Here is a 16,050-nt window from a genome sequence, read left to right on the forward strand (position 1 = left end):
ATTTAGGACATGGGTTTATGAGCCTAATTGACCAGATCAACCAGTTTCCAGGCTGGTTGCCTCACTTGGCTCCTCAGCGCTTTTCCTCTGCCTAGAGTGATGAAACAGGGATAAGTAAAACTGGGGCAGTCTTCTGATTCTGTAATCATCAAATTGATTTTGATTTGAATTCTGAATATCCTTTTAGTCTTTTTTAAGTTAAAAAAGATTGTGGAAGGCGTATAGTTCTACCAAAAGTTGAGTTTACAAGCCCATTCGCTTGGCTTTAACTGTAACTAACCTGGTCAGCATTTATTTTTGAAGAGAAGTAATTCATGATGAAATCTCAATTCGCTCATGCACTGATCAAAAAGTTGATCCTTTCTGCTGGCGTTGTTAGCGCAATGGTTGCGGCAGGTGCAGTCATTGAAAGCCCGATCGCCCGCGCTGCCTATCCTGAGCGCACGCCGGGAACCTTTGAATGCCGCAACAGCCTCGACCCTCAGTGCGAAAACCCTGCTCGTGAGATTGAGTCAGAGGCATGGCGCGCCCGCAACAATCCCGGTCCTGATTTTGCTGAATCGCCCAGAATCACTCAGGAGCCGGAAGCAGGAAATCAGCAGTGCCGGAACAATCAGAACGTTGTGCTTTGCAGCAATCCCATTCGCTACACCGTAGAAGATCCTGAAGCTTGGTCGACCTTCTTCCCGGAGTCGCGCTAGTCGCCGCGTTGGTCGGGCTTTTCCTGAGTTAAATCAAACCTGACCAATTAAGCCTAGTCGATCAAGCCTAGCCTGTTCAAAACTGAATCAAAACGGTGGGGGCAATTACCCCAAAGGGGACTGCGGAAGAACCGACTTGCCCCCTTTTTTATGTCTTCATCTTTAGCTCAACATCTTCTCAACGCTGAGCCTGCCACAGCGAGTTCTACTGCGATCGAGCGTCCTGAATCGGCTTGCCGGTCAGAGATTGCAGGTTTGCTAGCCGCGATCGTCCCTGTCCTTTAACAAACTCGATTCTGGGATTGCCGATGCCATAGGTGAGGGCATAACTTTGAGTCAGCAGCCAGAGCCAGAGCGATGGATTCTTTGCCTCCAGCCAGGGCTGAATCGATCGCGCCAGGGAAGGAACCCAGCGCAGCAACCAGCACATCAGCGCAAACAGGGTGAAGTTGACATAGCTGCCCACCCAGCGCATTAGATCCCGTGGGCCTGCCAGTTCCCAGATCCACAGCAGCAGCGACGGATTCAGCCAGGCCGCCTTAATTGCCATCCGGTTAAAGGGAATCCAGCCCGCCCGGTCTTTGATAAAGCGATCGGCAACGGCAGGAGGTTCGCTGGCAAGAATGCCAAAAAAAGTATTGAGCATCGAGTTCACCCGCTGGGGCGCAATAAAACGATGCGTAGGAACCATCATGCCCTTTGAGAACAGCCAGGTCACAGAAATGTTGCTCTGATACGCCCGGATTTGATTCAGGTGATTTGCCTTCAGCAGATTGTGACGCAGAGCCGTGTCGAGTAGATCGGTCAGGCGGGGCAAATTTCGCACCAGCGAACCGAATCCGGTAAACACCAGCGGAGACTGAAGCGAAGCCGCATCGCCGATCGTGATCAATCGATCAACGGCAATCTGGCGATCGGTTGCCGAGGTGCTGAAGTGTCCCGGAATGTAGCCAAAGGTCGCTTTTTTCCACTGAAGCTGGTTCAGGTCGCAGCGACGATACTCCGACACGATGGTAAAGAAATCTTCGTACATTTCCAGCAGCGAACCAGGATTATCAGGGTTCACCTGATGATAGTGAAACAGATAGAAAGTCAGCTCATCGCCCCGACCAGGAAACAGTTCCCAAATGAGCTGCCGCCCGCGTGAGATATCGCCGTGACTATTCAGCACATCCCCATAGCGCGAATCCCAAACCCCCGGCTCAAATCCGCCGTCGATGACCGCTCCCACGGTGGGACACACGCTGTCAAATGCCCGTCCTCCGTTAAGCTGCCAGGCGATCGGCGAAGCGGTTCCCATTGCATCCACGAGTAGCCGTCCTTCTGCCTGTTTTGCCGTCCCGGTGGGTAAATGGGTGGCTCGAACGGTTACGCCCGACGCACCGACTTCTGCCTGCAAAAATTCGGTTTCGTCCCAGATTTCACCACCCGCCGATCGCAGCTTTTCACCACAGAGCCGCAGCAGTTTTTCGGCATCGAGCGCAACATTCAGCACGGTTGGCGTGTGCAGAACTGGAGCTTTTGCCTGCGGCGGATTGTTGGCATCGAAGAACTTGTGAAACCCGTCGATATATTCTCGGGCAATCAGTCCCTCAAACTCGGAGGCGGTAAATAACCCCAGATCAATCAGATTCTGAAACTCCGATCGCGAAATGTTCCACTCCCGGTTCATGCGTCCAAAGGGCAGCCGTTCTAACAACAGCACCCGGTAGCCGAGCCGAGCCATCACTGCTGCATGAATTACGCCCAGTGCGCCGCCAATATAAATCAGGTCATAGGCGGGTTGCTCAGGGGCAAGAGAGCTGGTTTGCTCTTGCTCCGGCTGTTTGCGAACAACAACTTGTTTGGGCTGCTGCGGCGATCGAACTCCCTCTCGCCAACGTTTTTCCCACCAGTACACACGGGTCAAGTCATACTCACCGTTGGGAATTCGCCGGAAGCATTCCACTGTCTTGGGGTAATGGGGCGCGAGGGCATCAAAAATTGACTGCTGGCTCAGATCGATCGCTGAAGGTTCAGGATAGCGATTCGGAAACGCTTGACGAATTTGTTGCGTAAGCTGCTTTAGAATCTGTCGCTCCTGACGCACAGGCTGCACCGCCCAGCGAAAGACCTTTAAATAAGTGGTGCGCTGGACTGACCAAAGAAAAATAGAAAGTTCTTCAGCCAGACCATCGGCGATCGATGCAGTTGCAGGACGCAGGCGCGTAGAATCCGCAAATACCAACCGAATGCCGTCCGGCGTAGCCACTTTTGTAATGCCTGCTTCAATCCTAGGCTGAAAGCTTTGCTGGAGCCACTGCCCGACCGATGCAAGGTCTGGGGTGGGAACTTCAAGATAAAGAATTTCTTTCATCAGGGATTTCTAAAGCTCCGATAAATTCGCTGAGAGACGAGGTAAATTTCCTGTAAAAACAGGGTTGACAACTGCCCAATCTGCGCTACACTTCCGAGTACGCTAAATGTGCCTGAAAAAGTCTCGTCATTCGCCCGATCACTGCTAGAGATCGATTTCTAATGCATTATCCCATCCCAGCCAGTTCACAAGAAATAGTTGCCCTGCGACAGCAGCCTGTTAATGAAGAATTAATTGTGGCGGCAATTGCGGGCGTGGTGCAGGTGGCTCGCTCTAAAGGGCAATCGCTGGAAGATCTCACGGCTGAAGTGCTGGCAGACGATAGCCTGCTCGATCGAGAACTGCGTCGCTGGCTCAGCGATGTTGTCACACATGCCTGGAAAACGTTACCGTAACAAGTAGTAACAACCAGTAATTGTATTTCGGCAATTTGCGATCAACATGGCTAAATTGGGAAGTAATCAACCTATGAACCGAGCTGACAGAATGAACGCTCTCACCAAACCAACCATTCGCACCACTGGAGTGGCAAAACGCTCTGCGCTTGATACCACCCAGCTGATGCGTCGAGCTGAAGATCTGGTCAATGCTGCATCAAACCGCTATCGCATTACGGTTCAAGTTGCCAACCGCGCCCAGCGTCGTCGCTTTGAGGAGTTTGACAGCCTCGACGACCCCAAAATGAAGCCTGTTATCCGGGCAATCATCGAAATGTCAGATGAGCTGACTCAGCCCGAAATTATCGGCGAATAGCCTAATTCATTCAGGGGAATCATTCAGGGGAATTTGGCAGAATGCGATCGGCAAACCGTCGTCAGCAATTTCGTTCGGGGCGATTTATCGCGCTGATCACCACGGGTTTCTTTATTGCAATCGCAATGCTGCCTATCCAGAGGGGGGTTCCGCGACAGACAGATCCCCTGCCCCGCCTTATTTTTGCCGTATCGCCTCAGGCCACTCAGGCACAGCAACAGTTTTTGCGAATTGAAGAAGCCGCTGCCCAGGTCTATGCGCTGGAACCCGATCTGCCGCTTGAAAATCAGTACGTCAACGAAGATACGGGGCGGGTGTCTGATCGCAATACGCTGCTAAGTCGCCTGATTCGCTATCACTCCTATGTCAGGGGCAGACCATTTACCTACCGCCTGGACTGGAAGCTGACCCTGGCGGATTATCTTGGCGCAAACGAAAGAGTTATCGCCTCAACTTATCCCGGTGTAGATACGTTGCGCCCCAGTCCTCACGCTGGAGACATCGCCGCCATCAATCGCCTCACCCGAAATCAGCGCGATCGGCTGGTCAATGCCCTCGTGTCTGTTTATGCCGTCTATACCCCGCCTGCCGCGCCTGCTGCGCCTTCGTCTGCCGAACCCCCTGCCTCGAGTGCTTCGCAGTTTCCCGAAGGGGTAATCCCTCCATCCACTAATATTCGTCCTGCCCCGCAGCCCGCTCCCCGCCCTGCTGCGCCCTCACTTCAAAGTCCTCAACCCGGCGATGCTCAGCTTTTAGCTCCATAAGAGTTCGTTCTTAAACCTGCTCATGGTACGTCAACTTAAACAGGGAACCGGATGGCGGCTCGGCTGGGATGCCGATGCACCTCAGTTTAAGGGACTTGTGGGCAGCGACGACTGGGCGATCGAGCTAACGGAAGCAGAGTTGGATGATTTTTGTCGGCTTGTGGTGCAGCTTGACCAGATGATGGGGCAGATGGGGCAGGAACTCATGGAAGAGGAGCGGATTGGTCTGGAGGTCGAAAGCGATCGCATCTGGCTGGAAGCGGAGGGATTTCCTCAGACTTATCAGCTTCGTTTGATTGTGCTAACAGGACGAGGCGCAGAAGGAACCTGGTCAGAGCAGGCAGTTCCGCCATTGGTTCAGGCAGTGCAAATGCTCAAGGTTTTTTAGTAGATTGCAGAATGATGACAATGAGTTATGTTATGCTGTTTAAGCACAAAACGAAGTGCATCGGGGCGTAGCGCAGCTTGGTAGCGCACTACTTTGGGGTAGTAGGGGTCGTGGGTTCAAATCCCGCCGCTCCGATCGCTTAAATCAAATCCCCACTTGGAAGCCTGCTTTTCTCACCAGAGAGGGCAGGTTTTCTACTTGGCATTGCTTGGCATTAATTAAGCATTTCTACCGCTAGATCCAATCAGATCTTGCTGAATCTGGACAGCCAGTTTCTTGGCACGGTGCAGATTCAAGTGAGAACGCTCTCTTGCTACTGTCCATCTAAGTTGGAGACGATCGCCCCTATGATTAACCTTGATGCTGCCGCGCTCTGCACGTTGGCGTGGTTTCTTCATGGGAGAGAAATTTTAGATATTGCTCGATGTTGCGCTGATGTTGGGCTGGGTGCGATCGGTTTATGAACTTGACTATTTAAACGAGCCAGAGTCACTATCACGCTGAAGCAAGATTCAATCAATTGAAGGATTGAAGCTGTTTCTGAAATGACGCAACATGGTTGAATCATAAAGCCCCACTGCTGCACCATTTATAACGTCCATGCTTACCACCTCTCACTTATCGTCCCATCCTACAAAAGCAATTGCTACCTTTCGTGAACTCCTTAGAGTAGGAGGTGTTCGGGCAGCGCTGCAATTCCTCAACTCAATTAGTAACCATCGCTTTACTGCCGTTTTTCGCTTTGAGGGGGATACCCTCCGCAACCTGCATCTAATTGACCGGGAGAACTCTAAGATTGAGCGTTGCCCGGACTTACCAGTAGTAGATTCCTATTGCGTCTATGTGCGAAGTGCTGCCAAGCCTTTTGTCATCAATGACTCCCTAGACGACGATCGAGTAGAGGGGCATCTGAAACAGCAAATAGTGCGGTCTTACTGCGGCGTACCGCTGTTGGATGAGAATGGAGAACTGTTTGGCACAATCTGCCACTTCGATTTCAAGCCAATTCCTTTTACAGCTGAAGAGGCATTTTTGCTAGATGAGATTACGCCATATCTTGTTAAGGCAATTCAGGAAACAGAACTCAATTTACCTTAGGAAGTAAAGAACTAGATTGGCTCTTGTTTACCTGATACAAATACAAAGCCCTCGATCACACTGATCAAGGGCTTCTCTGGAGAACGAGTTAAGTAACAGAAAACGCTTTTAATAAGCTGGGGCTGCTTGTTCAACAAATATGCTATGTACAGATAATCACAAAGTCACTTCATATTTCAATCTAACTATTGATAGAGAAAGTAGTCGAGGTACTCTATCGGTCGGACTAGGGGAATTCCCCCATCACTAGCACTTCAGCTTGGGAGACGTTAGGGCAATCAATGTTGCACTAGTCGAGGGCTTGTCTTGAAGAACGTTCCAAGTAATAAAAATGCCCCCGATGATTAGGGAGCGGTTTATTAAATCCTTTCTTGTTATGTATTGATTATTGCAATTATGCTTTACATCTCCTTCCTGCTAAAGGCAGGAAAAGCAGTCAAAATATTCATGCGATCGGCTTAGGGAGATGTCCCCGTCAGCCTTCCTCGGTGAGTAGGTGATCGCTATGAAGCTAATTGCTTCAGTCGTTAATAGTCAGTGTGCCAGTGGAAAGGGCGGAATGTCAGGTATAGCTTCGCCCCTAGCAACCTCTTTTTCTTGAAGTGGAAGTTTTACATCCCATCTCTAAACTGCGTGACTGCTTCGGTGTAGCGAATGGGCAGCACATACTCCAGGTTCTCATGGGGGCGCGCAATGATGTGAGTTGACAGCACAGAGCCGCCATTAACCCGATTGACCGACTCAATGCCCGCGGCGATCGAGGCCTGAACTTCGGAAACATTGCCCCGAACGATGACGGTGACTCGACCACTGCCGATTTTTTCGTAGCCGACTAAGGTAACCTGAGCCGCTTTCACCATGGCATCCGCCGCTTCGGTAATCGCCGGGAAACCCAGGGTTTCAATCATTCCAACAGCAATTGACATAAAGATACATCTAACCTTTTTGATAGTTTTGATGGTCGATAGACACTCAGGAATCCGTCCCTGATTCCATTTGAACGAATCTGCCTGATGGGTTGATACGGTGCCCAACCCATATTGATCAAGCGTCCTTTGTTGCCTGTTTTATAGAATGCCGTGCGTGTTAACTAAGTACGGTGGTAGTAGCTCTAAGAACCATATACCAAAGCCTTTGCACTCAATAGCGTTGCGCAGCACTATCAATAAAATTCAGGATACGGTGTCAAATAAAATCTTGATTTCTTAAAAGTGTATCTAACTATTAAGTGTACCGCTGTTTAGTCACGATATGGAACTACTCGCCGATCGAATCACGTCCGAGCTTCGGGTACTGGCTAGGCAACCAGCAGTTCGATTGGGACAAGGCTGAGTCGGAGGGTCGATCGTTGCAAAGCATTTCTGAAATGAGCCCATGTCATGCAAGCCCTCTAATCAGTGCGTTCGGAAGGCTTTTTGATGGCTAATCGAGAGTCATTCGGCAGCAGACAACAGATGAAGCGGAATTACATCGCCGTTTAGCTAGTTCTCCCAATCAACGCTCACCCTTCCCCATTTCGTTGCCAGAGCCATTCAACTCCAATCTGTACGAATACGGGACGAATACGGGTGGCAAGCTCGCCCCTTGCCCGATCGCTCGATGAGTTGGCGAGCACAGAGGCGTTTGTAACAGAGCTGGACTTGCGCTTGCCCACCTTGGGTTGCTTCAGTCAGCTGCGGGGTTGTCCTCTCGCCATCTTTGAGCAGTTCATACCTCTACCTGAGATGTAAGTTTTTTACCTGCCACTCGATCGTGTACTTACAGCTCTGCCACTACAGCGGCTTCTATCAGTGGCAATGTCACTCGGCGTGTTACAGCTTCCGCCCCCTGTAGACCCGCTAAGCTCGACCGAGAGGGGGAGAGAAGTTTGGATGGGAAGCGACAACGAGGAACCGCCGTGCCCCAGAAAATCACTGCCGCCAAAAGAGTTGGTGTCAACTGAGGCAGAGCTACTGCCAGAAGAACTGCTGCCGACTGAGGAACGACCACTGCGATAGGGAAGGTCAAAGTCGATCGCAGAACTGCCAATACTGGAACCGCTTGAAACCGGACTGCTCGCGTGGGAGGCTCCGCCTGTTCTTCTGCCGCCGCTTCCTGCCCCATTTCTAATTGTGCTTGCAGCTCGCTCCCACTGCTCAGTCGAAATCCGATCGCCACAACCGGGAATCGTGCTGAATCTTGCCCCGGTTTGGGCGTAGCGAGCCAGCAGGTCGCGATGGTCACTCATCTGCTCTCGCTGCCCTAGATTCCACTGAATTGGAGCCGCGAGAAGTCGATCGGCTGTGCTGGCTGCGTCTGCCCACTGTTGTGAGCAGTATTGCTGGTGCAACTGAGCCTGAAGCCCTTGCACATTGAGGGCTTGAGCGGAAACCGGACGTGCGGGAAGAAATAGGGCGATCGTCAGCACTGCAAGAGAGAATTTCATGGGTTTGCTTGAGAGGGAGGTTTGGTTTAAACCTTCCCGGAGCGGTGGGAGGGGTAACGATCGAGTGTCCTGAGGATGCCCCTAGTTCGCCTTTGTTTAGCAATCGAAGTCTTCCACCAACAATTCAAGATGGCGTGAGCAGCACAAAGCCCTTGACTAGTGCTACCGACGAGAAAAACAGCGATCGAACTCCTCCACCAATTCTTTGGCTTTGGCGTGATCACCCTGTCTTACCGCTTCTGAAAGTTGCTTAAGCCAATCAGATTCTTCTTTGAGATGTTCAATAAAATTTTCAGCTGTTCGAACAAAAAGAGATCGTCGCTCTTTGTCCACCAGCCCAAACTTGAGCCAATCATTAAGAGCGCTGAAGGGCAAGGCTTTCGCTAGTTTGTGGAGGACTTTGCTACTAGGACTGCGTGAGGGGTCGTTGTAGAGCCGATAAACTATGTCTTGTGATAAATTCCGTTCGTCTCCACAGAGATCAATCATCATAAGCGGGACAGCTTGTCCTTAACGACCATTTTTTTCGGCTGCTATACAAAGGCGTGCCTGAGTGTGCCAGTTACTCGGTCGCTAAAACAAGGAAAAATCAAGGATTTGCGCGATCTTTTGCCTGCCTGTTTGCAATACGTAACTAAGCAAAAAGGTAGAAATTTTGCCAGGAGCAGTTTTTATAAGTTGAAAAAGCCTTTGGACTAACGCTGGACTATTCAGTAAATTTTTGGGGCTTTGTCGATAGGTCGATCGGGTAATTGTGCCAATTGAAGCGGTAAGCAGATTAATCTTCCAGCAAATTATCAGGAAATGGGACATCTGCAAGTGGATCTAGAAACATCTAAGCAACTGTAAAAACTCTATCCTCTCTTGAGTGCCCTGACTCCTGCCAGGGCATTTATTTATATTAATGGCTGGACATTACTAGCTGGACGCTATAGAGATATTCAACTTTATTATGTTGTAGCAACGATCGCTGGGTTGAGCTTCTGCCGTTTTATCACAATTTCATAGCTGCATGGGAATCTGAGAACGATATTCCATGCACCTTATGGGTTTTGCCTCATCCGATCGAGACAAGGGGGATGAGGTTTTTCAATCGCTGTGCCCTATAAAACTATGCCCCATAAAACAATAAGCCCTAGCCGATCGGTTAGGGCTTTTTCCTATATACCAGCCTAAATAGGGTGCGGCTGGCGTTTTTGATATGGGTTCATCATCCTATCTTTTGAGTTGCGGGCATAGTCGGAAAGTCCCCCATCTTTTTGGGTACAGTTACGCAGGAATAAATACTCAGTATAGATTTCCGAGAGAAGCGATCGTCAAATTAGATGAACTCGCTCACCCTGCGACTCCCTCCAAAACTGTGATAATTCAGCACCCCTAACCTTATCTGAGCCTTGTAGAAGGCTCCAGGCCAAACTATGCTGTCACAGACATCGATTCTTCTACTGCTGGCACAGGCACTGTTAATGGATCGTAGCCTAGCTGCTGGGTAATCCGTTCTCTTGCTAAAACGCGGTACTCCCAGAAATGCTCTCCGGCAGCACATAATCCAAGATACATATTGAGAAATTGAGGCTTACTACGCAAAATCGTCCAAAGCTGTTGCCAAAATTGAGCGCGAGTCTCAGATCGCCAGATACCTTGATGCCAAATCAACTGAGCAACGAGCCGTAGACCTTTTCCTGGTGGAAAGTACATATTCTGCTGGAGCTGAGGATTAGTTCTGATGCTCAGACATTGCTGGAGACAACGCTTGAGATAGTTCCTGGGTTCATACATTGTCCAGAGCGCATCAATGTACTCATTGGCAACTTCAGCGATCGGACGGGTGGGAGTAAAATTCATCAATGAATTCTGATCTCCTACCTCAACAGCACCCAAGCCCTCTAATAATCGCTGCTCTTTTTCAAGTCGCTGCCATAGTGCGGTATTGGGTAGGGCTTGTAGAACGCCGAGCATCGGTTGAGGAATGCCGGTTTCTTCCACAAAGGCTCGAATTCGCTCACCAGCACCCGCTCGTTCCCCATCAAAGCCAATGATAAATCCGGCGTAAATGAGTAACCCAGCTTGATTAATAGTACGACAAGCTTCTACTAAGGGGTTGCGGGTGTTCTGAAGCTTGCGAGTGACTTGCAGGCTGTCTTGATCAGGGGTTTCAATGCCTAAAAAGACGCCGTAGAACCCCGCTTTAGCCATCAAATCTAACAGTTCAGCATCCTCTGCCAAATTCACAGAGGCTTCAGTAAGGAAGGTGAAGGGATAATTGCGCTCCTGCATCCAAGGAATCAATTCCCTCAGCAAGCATTTAACATTACGCTGATTACCAATAAAGTTGTCATCAACAATAAAAACAGACCCCCGCCAGCCCAGGTCGTATAGAGTTTGGAGCTCTGCAAGGGTCTGACCCGGCTCTTTCGTGCGGGGTTTGCGACCGTATAAGGTGATAATGTCACAGAATTCGCAGTTGAAGGGGCAGCCACGAGAAAACTGAATCGCCATCATCAAGTAGGCATCCTGCTGGAGCAGATCGAAGCGGGGAGTTGGGCTAGTGGTGACGTCAGGCTTCTCAGTGGTGCGAAAAATTCCTTGGTCTCTGCCTTGAGCAAGGGCTTCCAAAAATTGTGGAACAGTTATCTCCCCCTCATCCAATATCAGGTAATGCGCTCCAGAAGCGAGGGCATCTTGAGGGACTGACGTTGGATAGGGACCACCCACGGCCACCTTCTTGCCCAACCGCACAGCTTTCTGAATCAAGGCGTGGAAGTCAGGCTTCTGAACCAGCATGGCAGAGAGAATAACGATCTCACACCACTCCCAATCGTCATCGGTTTCAGGTTTGACATTGCGGTCATAAAACCTAATTTCCCAATCCTCTGGCAGGAGTGCTGCGACTGTAATAATTCCTAATGGCGGAATGACTGCTTTGAGTCCAGCCAATTCCATAAATCGGTCATAAGACCAGAAAGATTGGGGAAAGCAAGGGTAGAGTAAGAGTGCCTTCATTCACGAAGTCCTCAACCTAGGATGACTTGGTTTCAATAACATATTGCACTGAACTTCCTATAGTGGGAAAAAGGTATGGATAAAAGTTAACGTTCAACTGGTTGATGTCTACCACTCGCCTCAAGCCCAAGCGGTAGTTTCGATGTTGATCAGCTTGATGCTAACGCACTATCAACAAGCAAGCTTCCAAACTCTGCCAAGTCTGTTCCTGGAACAAACTGTTTTAGATGGTTTAAATCTCTATCGGGGAGCCTAAATTTTTCTACTGACTTCGATCGCTACTCGTACCCGTTTTCATTTACAATAGTGAAACAGATACAGAGCGGACGAATTCAGCTTTTGCTTGATTCTGCTTGGTATTCATTGGCACAGTTTATTAGCCCAGTATCACTGCGCTTTGCTGATTCTTGTGCCCCCATCGTCTAGAGGCCTAGGACACCTCCCTTTCACGGAGGCGACGGGGATTCGAATTCCCCTGGGGGTATTTCAAACAAATCTTCTGGCAGGTCTGCTGAGACTGGCAGGTTGCCTTTGCAGCTAGATCTCTCTAGATAAAGCTGAAAAAATTACGAAAGAGAGAGGTTGCCCAAGCGAAAAGTGCAGCATTTCTGGGCATACTCTGTAAAAGAGCCACCTCGATCGCTTGAGGTCAAGGCTTCAACTGAATTCTGATGAATTCCTAAGCGGGTAGACTCGTTTAACGCAAAACCAGACAAGGAATTGTAGTCAGTGCGTAGGTACGACAGCCTATCTACTGTTGCAGGACCTATCGGGGAATCTAGAGAAGGAAGCTATGAGTACGGTGTTAATCGTGGACGACAGCCAGATAGTACGAAAAATGCTGTCAGAACTGCTGCAAAATAGCGGACTTCGAGTGATTGAGGCAACAAACGGCTTTGAGGCTCAAGAAAAAATGCAGAGTGCCCTGCCCGATCTCGTCATCACCGATATTGTCATGCCCAAGATGAATGGCTATGAGCTGTGCCGCTGGATCAAAAAAGAGCCGGAGATGCAAAATATCCCCGTCTTGATCTGCTCTACCAAGGATCAGGAATTCGATCGCTATTGGGGCATGAAACAGGGAGCGGATGCCTACATTACAAAACCATTTCACCCTATAGAAATGATGAAAACCGTTAAGCAGCTTTTGCAGTCGGCTCGTTAAGCCGTCCCCTTGCCGACCGGTTTACGGCTTTAAGGCTTTACGGCAATACATTCAATCTCAACTCGCACATCTTTAGGCAGCCGCGAAACTTCAACACAGGCGCGGGCAGGGGCGAGTGCCTCATCAAAATACTGGGCGTAGACAGCATTCATGGCTGCGAAATCATTCATATCTACTAGAAAAACAGTGGTTTTCACAATATCTTGCAGCGTGGCTCCAGCCGCTTCAAGAACGCCTTTGAGATTGGCAAAAACCTGCTCAGTTTGGCGTGCGACATCTCCTTCACCGACGATCGTCCCTGTTGCTGGATCAAGCGCAATCTGCCCAGCGGCGAACACGAGCTGCCCAGCGGCAACGACTGCCTGATTGTAGGGACCAACCGGAGCAGGAGCCTGATTTGTACGAATAATTTCGCGAGTCATAGGAAAAAGGGGTCAGGAAGATCTAAGGGTCAGAAGTGGGCAGAGGAAGCCCTCTGCCTGCGATAGCTCAGCAGCCAGTTCACAATCGTTGCCCGACGGGTCTTACGGGGAACCAGCTCATTCACTTGATAGCCCGGAAAGCCGAGTTCCTCTTTGAGCAACTGCTTGTTTTCGGACGGAATCGATCGCGTCAGCTTGACCGTTGCCGGACGGCTGGCAATAAAGTCTGGTGGCTCAGGATAGGCAGAACCCCAGTCTTGCGGGACAGCCGCATGGCCCCACTGGTGGCATGTCTCGTCGTAGCAATAGCCCAACGCTTGCCACACAAGCTGATTGACCGTCGAATCATCTAACTCGTCATGCAAAATTGCCCAAAGAGTGGCGTTGGTGAGCGGGGGAAGTTCTGGCATTGTGCTAACTTATTGAATTCTGAGTGGAATTGTTGAGAAACTTTAACCTGGCACAGAAACGGTTTAGCGTCTTATCCCTCATTACAAACCCTCAAAACGTCTCCCCATCGTGATCCCTGCATTTCGTCAGATCCGGCTATAGAGAGGACACTGAAGAAATCGGCACAAAGGTAGAGGAAACGGTCGATCGCCAGAAGCACACTGGTCTTAGCGTTTAACTGTCCTTGCCCTGCAATCGAATTGTGGGGCTTTTTATTTTTTCATGAGATGAGCTGCGAGATTAATGCCATTTCCTCATCTCCTCATTCCCCTACATTCCCATAATTTCATAACCCGCATCCACATAAAGAATTTGCCCAGTAATGCCGGTTGCCAGATCACTGCACAGAAAAGCCGCTGTGTTGCCGACTTCTGCCTGAGTCACAGTGCGCCGTAGGGGAGCCACTTCCTCAACATGATGGATCATATCCAGAATGCCGCCTACGGCTGAAGAAGCCAGCGTCCGAATTGGACCTGCCGAGATACCGTTGACCCGCACGTTTTGCGATCCCATTTCAAAGGCAAGATACCGCACGTTCATCTCAAGCGCGGCTTTGGCAATGCCCATCGTATTGTAGTTGGGGATTACCCGCACACCGCCTAGATAGGTGAGCGTTACGATACTGCCGCCTTCGGTCATCAAGGGCTTTGCGGCACGGCTCATGCTCACCAGCGAATAGGCACTCACCTCGATCGCCTGCGCATAATCTTGTCGGGAGACGCTGCTAAAGTCCCCACTCAAGGCATCTTTGCTGGCAAAGGCAAGACAGTGAATCAAAATATCCAGCTTGCCCCACTTGTCCTTGATGGTGTCGAAGGTTTCCTGGAGCTGCACCTCATTTTGCACATCGCAGGGCAGAAACAGGCTGGGCTGCAACGGTTCCACTAACTCTGACACTTTCTTTTCAAAGCGTCCCTTCTCGTCTGGTAGATAAGTCACGCCCAGATTCGCTCCGGCGGCATGAAGCTGCTGAGCAATCCCCCAGGCGATCGATTTATTGTTGGCAATACCCGTAACGAGCGCGTTTTTTCCGGTTAAGTTCAGCATGGGTCATCTTCTCAAAGCTTTTCTGGCGCAATTAGGATTTTGACCGAAAAGGGGACAGAGGGGAAGCGTGGAGAGGGACTGTTTGTTTTATGAGAGGGGGAGCTTTGAGGATTGTTCGTTGCTGACGCGGGTTAGGGTGGGCTGGTTGATGGTTGAGAAGACTGATTTTGAGAGCAGAGACGGCGATGCCAGTTTTACGAATTGTTCAAAATACTGTGTTTAAGAAAGCGCCTCTGTCGGCGAATCGTCTGTCGCTGCCGAATAAATTTATGGTTACGATCGATCAACTTTTTGAGATTCGATATGCATTTCGAGTGGGCGATCATTGCTTTGTGGAATTGACTCGATCGCTGGGCACAGTTGGGAAATTAGGATATTTTCTTCTGTCGCACGTTCGGGTTGCCATTCAGGAACTACGAGCCGTTTGGCTAACGAATGTGGATAGCAGAGTTCTTTATTCCCGCAGCAATCTTGTACAGGGTTTGCAATGGTTGAAAGAGCTAGGCTTTAATACCGTTTATCCAGTTGTTTGGAACAAAGGATTCACCCTTTATCCGAGTTCAGTCGCACAGGATTTTTTTGGCTCTGCGGTGACTCCTGATCCAAATTTTGCGAATCGGGATATGTTAGCAGAACTGGTTGCAGAAGCAAGAATTTTGGGGCTACGGGTCATTCCCTGGTTTGAGTATGGATTGATGGCTTTGCCAGGTTCTCCGATCGCAACGCGTTATCCCAATTTCATTACTACCGATCAGCAAAACAATTCTATCCGCACTGGCAAAGTTTGGCTAAATCCGTGTCATCCTGAGGTGCAGCAGTTCATTGTTGATTTGATTGCGGATGTGGCGGCTCGCTATGACGTGGATGGGGTGCAGCTCGATGACAATTTTGGCTTGCCGATCGAACTGGGCTATGATGCGTTTTCTCAAGCTCTTTACCGTCAGGAAAATCAGAATCAATGGATGCCGATCGTCCCAAACGATTCAAGGCGACAGCAATGGTTAACCGATAAGATTACGCTGCTGTTTCAGCGCATTTTTAGGGAAGTAAAAACTAAACGAAGCTGTCTGATGTCTCTCTCTCCCAACCCGTTAGGCTTTTCTCGCCGCAATTATTGCGTGGATTGGCGATCGTGGCAGCAGGAAGGATGGGTTGAAGAACTTGTTTTACAGGTTTACCGCAGTAATTTATCTGCTTTTTTGGGTGAAATTGATAAAGCTGAAGTGATCGATATCCGCTCTCATATTCCAACTGCAATTGGCATTCTGACCGGCCTTCGTACCAGTTCTGTTCGCATGAGCCAAATTCAAGAGCAGGTGCAAACAACCCGCCAAAAACAATTTGCTGGAATTTCTTGCTTTTTCTACGAAACGCTGTTTTATGAGCAGCTATCGCCCCAAAAAATTGCTCGAAATCTAACTGATTTAAAAGTCTTATTTCCCGGCAATTCCTAAACTTTTTACACGATTGGGTGTGAT

The 16,050-nt window shown here is 49.6% G+C and carries 17 protein-coding genes and 2 tRNA genes; 11 read left to right on the plus strand and 8 right to left on the minus strand.

Annotated elements, in window-relative coordinates; all coding sequences use genetic code 11:
* The first annotated feature begins 314 nt into the window (after positions 1 to 314).
* Positions 315 to 701 carry a hypothetical protein gene (locus NDI45_RS19670; RefSeq protein ID WP_190792073.1) on the plus strand — a complete coding sequence of 129 codons (387 nt, stop codon included), beginning with the start codon at positions 315 to 317 and terminating at the stop codon, positions 699 to 701.
* A 205-nt stretch (positions 702 to 906) separates the two neighbouring features.
* On the opposite strand, the gene NDI45_RS19675 is transcribed toward NDI45_RS19670, so the two are convergent.
* On the minus strand, positions 907 to 3,057 hold the full coding sequence (locus tag NDI45_RS19675; protein ID WP_348248390.1) for a flavin-dependent dehydrogenase: 2,151 nt from the start codon (positions 3,055 to 3,057) through the stop codon (positions 907 to 909).
* Positions 3,058 to 3,218: 161 nt separating this feature from the next.
* Here NDI45_RS19675 and NDI45_RS19680 point away from each other — a divergent pair, with 161 nt between their 5' ends.
* From NDI45_RS19680 to NDI45_RS19710, 7 genes are all read left to right on the plus strand, one after another.
* Entirely contained in the window at positions 3,219 to 3,452 is a 234-nt protein-coding gene (locus NDI45_RS19680; RefSeq protein ID WP_190790104.1) for a hypothetical protein, read from the plus strand.
* A gap of 91 nt (positions 3,453 to 3,543) precedes the next feature.
* Positions 3,544 to 3,810, plus strand: a complete 267-nt coding sequence (locus NDI45_RS19685) for a DNA-directed RNA polymerase subunit omega (protein WP_199296331.1) — start codon at positions 3,544 to 3,546, stop codon at positions 3,808 to 3,810.
* A 41-nt stretch (positions 3,811 to 3,851) separates the two neighbouring features.
* Positions 3,852 to 4,574, plus strand: coding sequence for a hypothetical protein (locus NDI45_RS19690; protein WP_348248391.1), 723 nt, complete (start codon positions 3,852 to 3,854; stop codon positions 4,572 to 4,574).
* Between the two features lie 22 nt (positions 4,575 to 4,596).
* The gene (locus tag NDI45_RS19695) at positions 4,597 to 4,962 is read left to right on the plus strand and encodes a DUF1818 family protein (RefSeq protein WP_348248392.1); all 366 of its coding nucleotides are present in this window, start codon (positions 4,597 to 4,599) and stop codon (positions 4,960 to 4,962) included.
* 61 nt (positions 4,963 to 5,023) lie between these two features.
* Positions 5,024 to 5,097 (plus strand) — tRNA-Pro (locus NDI45_RS19700).
* 116 nt (positions 5,098 to 5,213) lie between these two features.
* Positions 5,214 to 5,426: a hypothetical protein gene (locus tag NDI45_RS19705; protein WP_348248393.1), complete on the plus strand. Its 213-nt coding sequence runs from the start codon at positions 5,214 to 5,216 to the stop codon at positions 5,424 to 5,426.
* Positions 5,427 to 5,562: 136 nt separating this feature from the next.
* Positions 5,563 to 6,060 (plus strand): GAF domain-containing protein, encoded by a 498-nt coding sequence (locus NDI45_RS19710; RefSeq protein ID WP_348248394.1) that lies wholly within the window; start codon positions 5,563 to 5,565, stop codon positions 6,058 to 6,060.
* 611 nt (positions 6,061 to 6,671) lie between these two features.
* Here the strand turns inward: NDI45_RS19710 and NDI45_RS19715 are convergent.
* The 4 genes from NDI45_RS19715 to NDI45_RS19730 form a co-directional block, all read right to left on the minus strand.
* Positions 6,672 to 6,986 (minus strand): carbon dioxide-concentrating mechanism protein CcmK, encoded by a 315-nt coding sequence (locus tag NDI45_RS19715; RefSeq protein WP_190790100.1) that lies wholly within the window; start codon positions 6,984 to 6,986, stop codon positions 6,672 to 6,674.
* A gap of 809 nt (positions 6,987 to 7,795) precedes the next feature.
* Entirely contained in the window at positions 7,796 to 8,485 is a 690-nt protein-coding gene (locus NDI45_RS19720) for a hypothetical protein (RefSeq protein ID WP_190790099.1), read from the minus strand.
* 162 nt (positions 8,486 to 8,647) lie between these two features.
* Positions 8,648 to 8,977 (minus strand): hypothetical protein, encoded by a 330-nt coding sequence (locus NDI45_RS19725; RefSeq protein WP_348248395.1) that lies wholly within the window; start codon positions 8,975 to 8,977, stop codon positions 8,648 to 8,650.
* Positions 8,978 to 9,901: 924 nt separating this feature from the next.
* Positions 9,902 to 11,488 (minus strand): B12-binding domain-containing radical SAM protein, encoded by a 1,587-nt coding sequence (locus NDI45_RS19730; protein WP_348248396.1) that lies wholly within the window; start codon positions 11,486 to 11,488, stop codon positions 9,902 to 9,904.
* Positions 11,489 to 11,899: 411 nt separating this feature from the next.
* Here NDI45_RS19730 and NDI45_RS19735 point away from each other — a divergent pair.
* Together NDI45_RS19735 and NDI45_RS19740 are read left to right on the plus strand one after the other, a co-directional pair.
* Positions 11,900 to 11,972, plus strand: a tRNA-Glu gene (locus NDI45_RS19735).
* Between the two features lie 309 nt (positions 11,973 to 12,281).
* The gene (locus tag NDI45_RS19740) at positions 12,282 to 12,653 is read left to right on the plus strand and encodes a response regulator (protein ID WP_190792034.1); all 372 of its coding nucleotides are present in this window, start codon (positions 12,282 to 12,284) and stop codon (positions 12,651 to 12,653) included.
* 29 nt (positions 12,654 to 12,682) lie between these two features.
* On the opposite strand, the gene NDI45_RS19745 is transcribed toward NDI45_RS19740, so the two are convergent.
* The 3 genes from NDI45_RS19745 to fabI all read right to left on the minus strand — a co-directional run bounded on the left by NDI45_RS19745 (position 12,683) and on the right by fabI (position 14,572).
* Positions 12,683 to 13,075: a RidA family protein gene (locus NDI45_RS19745; protein ID WP_348248397.1), complete on the minus strand. Its 393-nt coding sequence runs from the start codon at positions 13,073 to 13,075 to the stop codon at positions 12,683 to 12,685.
* Between the two features lie 29 nt (positions 13,076 to 13,104).
* A complete protein-coding gene (locus NDI45_RS19750) occupies positions 13,105 to 13,485 on the minus strand; it encodes a DUF1823 family protein (RefSeq protein WP_348248398.1) in 381 nt (126 codons plus the stop codon).
* Positions 13,486 to 13,795: 310 nt separating this feature from the next.
* A complete protein-coding gene (fabI, locus tag NDI45_RS19755) occupies positions 13,796 to 14,572 on the minus strand; it encodes an enoyl-ACP reductase FabI (RefSeq protein WP_348248400.1) in 777 nt (258 codons plus the stop codon).
* 185 nt (positions 14,573 to 14,757) lie between these two features.
* On the opposite strand from fabI, the gene NDI45_RS19760 reads away from it, so the two are divergent.
* Positions 14,758 to 16,026, plus strand: a complete 1,269-nt coding sequence (locus NDI45_RS19760) for a family 10 glycosylhydrolase (RefSeq protein WP_348248401.1) — start codon at positions 14,758 to 14,760, stop codon at positions 16,024 to 16,026.
* Positions 16,027 to 16,050 lie beyond the last annotated feature (24 nt).

It is taken from the genome of Leptolyngbya sp. GB1-A1 (genome assembly GCF_039962475.1).
Classification (GTDB): Bacteria; Cyanobacteriota; Cyanobacteriia; order Elainellales; family Elainellaceae; genus Leptolyngbya_A.

Bases quoted from the DNA above. Each gene is read 5' to 3' on its own strand.
- NDI45_RS19715 (WP_190790100.1), bottom strand. From the start codon at position 6,986: ATGTCAATTGCTGTTGGAATGATTGAAACCCTGGGTTTCCCGGCGATT.
- NDI45_RS19730 (WP_348248396.1), bottom strand. From the start codon at position 11,488: ATGAAGGCACTCTTACTCTACCCTTGCTTTCCCCAATCTTTCTGGTCT.
- NDI45_RS19760 (WP_348248401.1), top strand. From the start codon at position 14,758: ATGCCAGTTTTACGAATTGTTCAAAATACTGTGTTTAAGAAAGCGCCT.
- NDI45_RS19690 (WP_348248391.1), top strand. From the start codon at position 3,852: ATGCGATCGGCAAACCGTCGTCAGCAATTTCGTTCGGGGCGATTTATC.
- NDI45_RS19745 (WP_348248397.1), bottom strand. From the start codon at position 13,075: ATGACTCGCGAAATTATTCGTACAAATCAGGCTCCTGCTCCGGTTGGT.
- NDI45_RS19675 (WP_348248390.1), bottom strand. From the start codon at position 3,057: ATGAAAGAAATTCTTTATCTTGAAGTTCCCACCCCAGACCTTGCATCG.
- NDI45_RS19695 (WP_348248392.1), top strand. From the start codon at position 4,597: ATGGTACGTCAACTTAAACAGGGAACCGGATGGCGGCTCGGCTGGGAT.
- NDI45_RS19720 (WP_190790099.1), bottom strand. From the start codon at position 8,485: ATGAAATTCTCTCTTGCAGTGCTGACGATCGCCCTATTTCTTCCCGCA.
- NDI45_RS19740 (WP_190792034.1), top strand. From the start codon at position 12,282: ATGAGTACGGTGTTAATCGTGGACGACAGCCAGATAGTACGAAAAATG.
- fabI (WP_348248400.1), bottom strand. From the start codon at position 14,572: ATGCTGAACTTAACCGGAAAAAACGCGCTCGTTACGGGTATTGCCAAC.
- NDI45_RS19725 (WP_348248395.1), bottom strand. From the start codon at position 8,977: ATGATGATTGATCTCTGTGGAGACGAACGGAATTTATCACAAGACATA.
- NDI45_RS19710 (WP_348248394.1), top strand. From the start codon at position 5,563: ATGCTTACCACCTCTCACTTATCGTCCCATCCTACAAAAGCAATTGCT.
- NDI45_RS19680 (WP_190790104.1), top strand. From the start codon at position 3,219: ATGCATTATCCCATCCCAGCCAGTTCACAAGAAATAGTTGCCCTGCGA.
- NDI45_RS19685 (WP_199296331.1), top strand. From the start codon at position 3,544: ATGAACGCTCTCACCAAACCAACCATTCGCACCACTGGAGTGGCAAAA.
- NDI45_RS19670 (WP_190792073.1), top strand. From the start codon at position 315: ATGATGAAATCTCAATTCGCTCATGCACTGATCAAAAAGTTGATCCTT.
- NDI45_RS19750 (WP_348248398.1), bottom strand. From the start codon at position 13,485: ATGCCAGAACTTCCCCCGCTCACCAACGCCACTCTTTGGGCAATTTTG.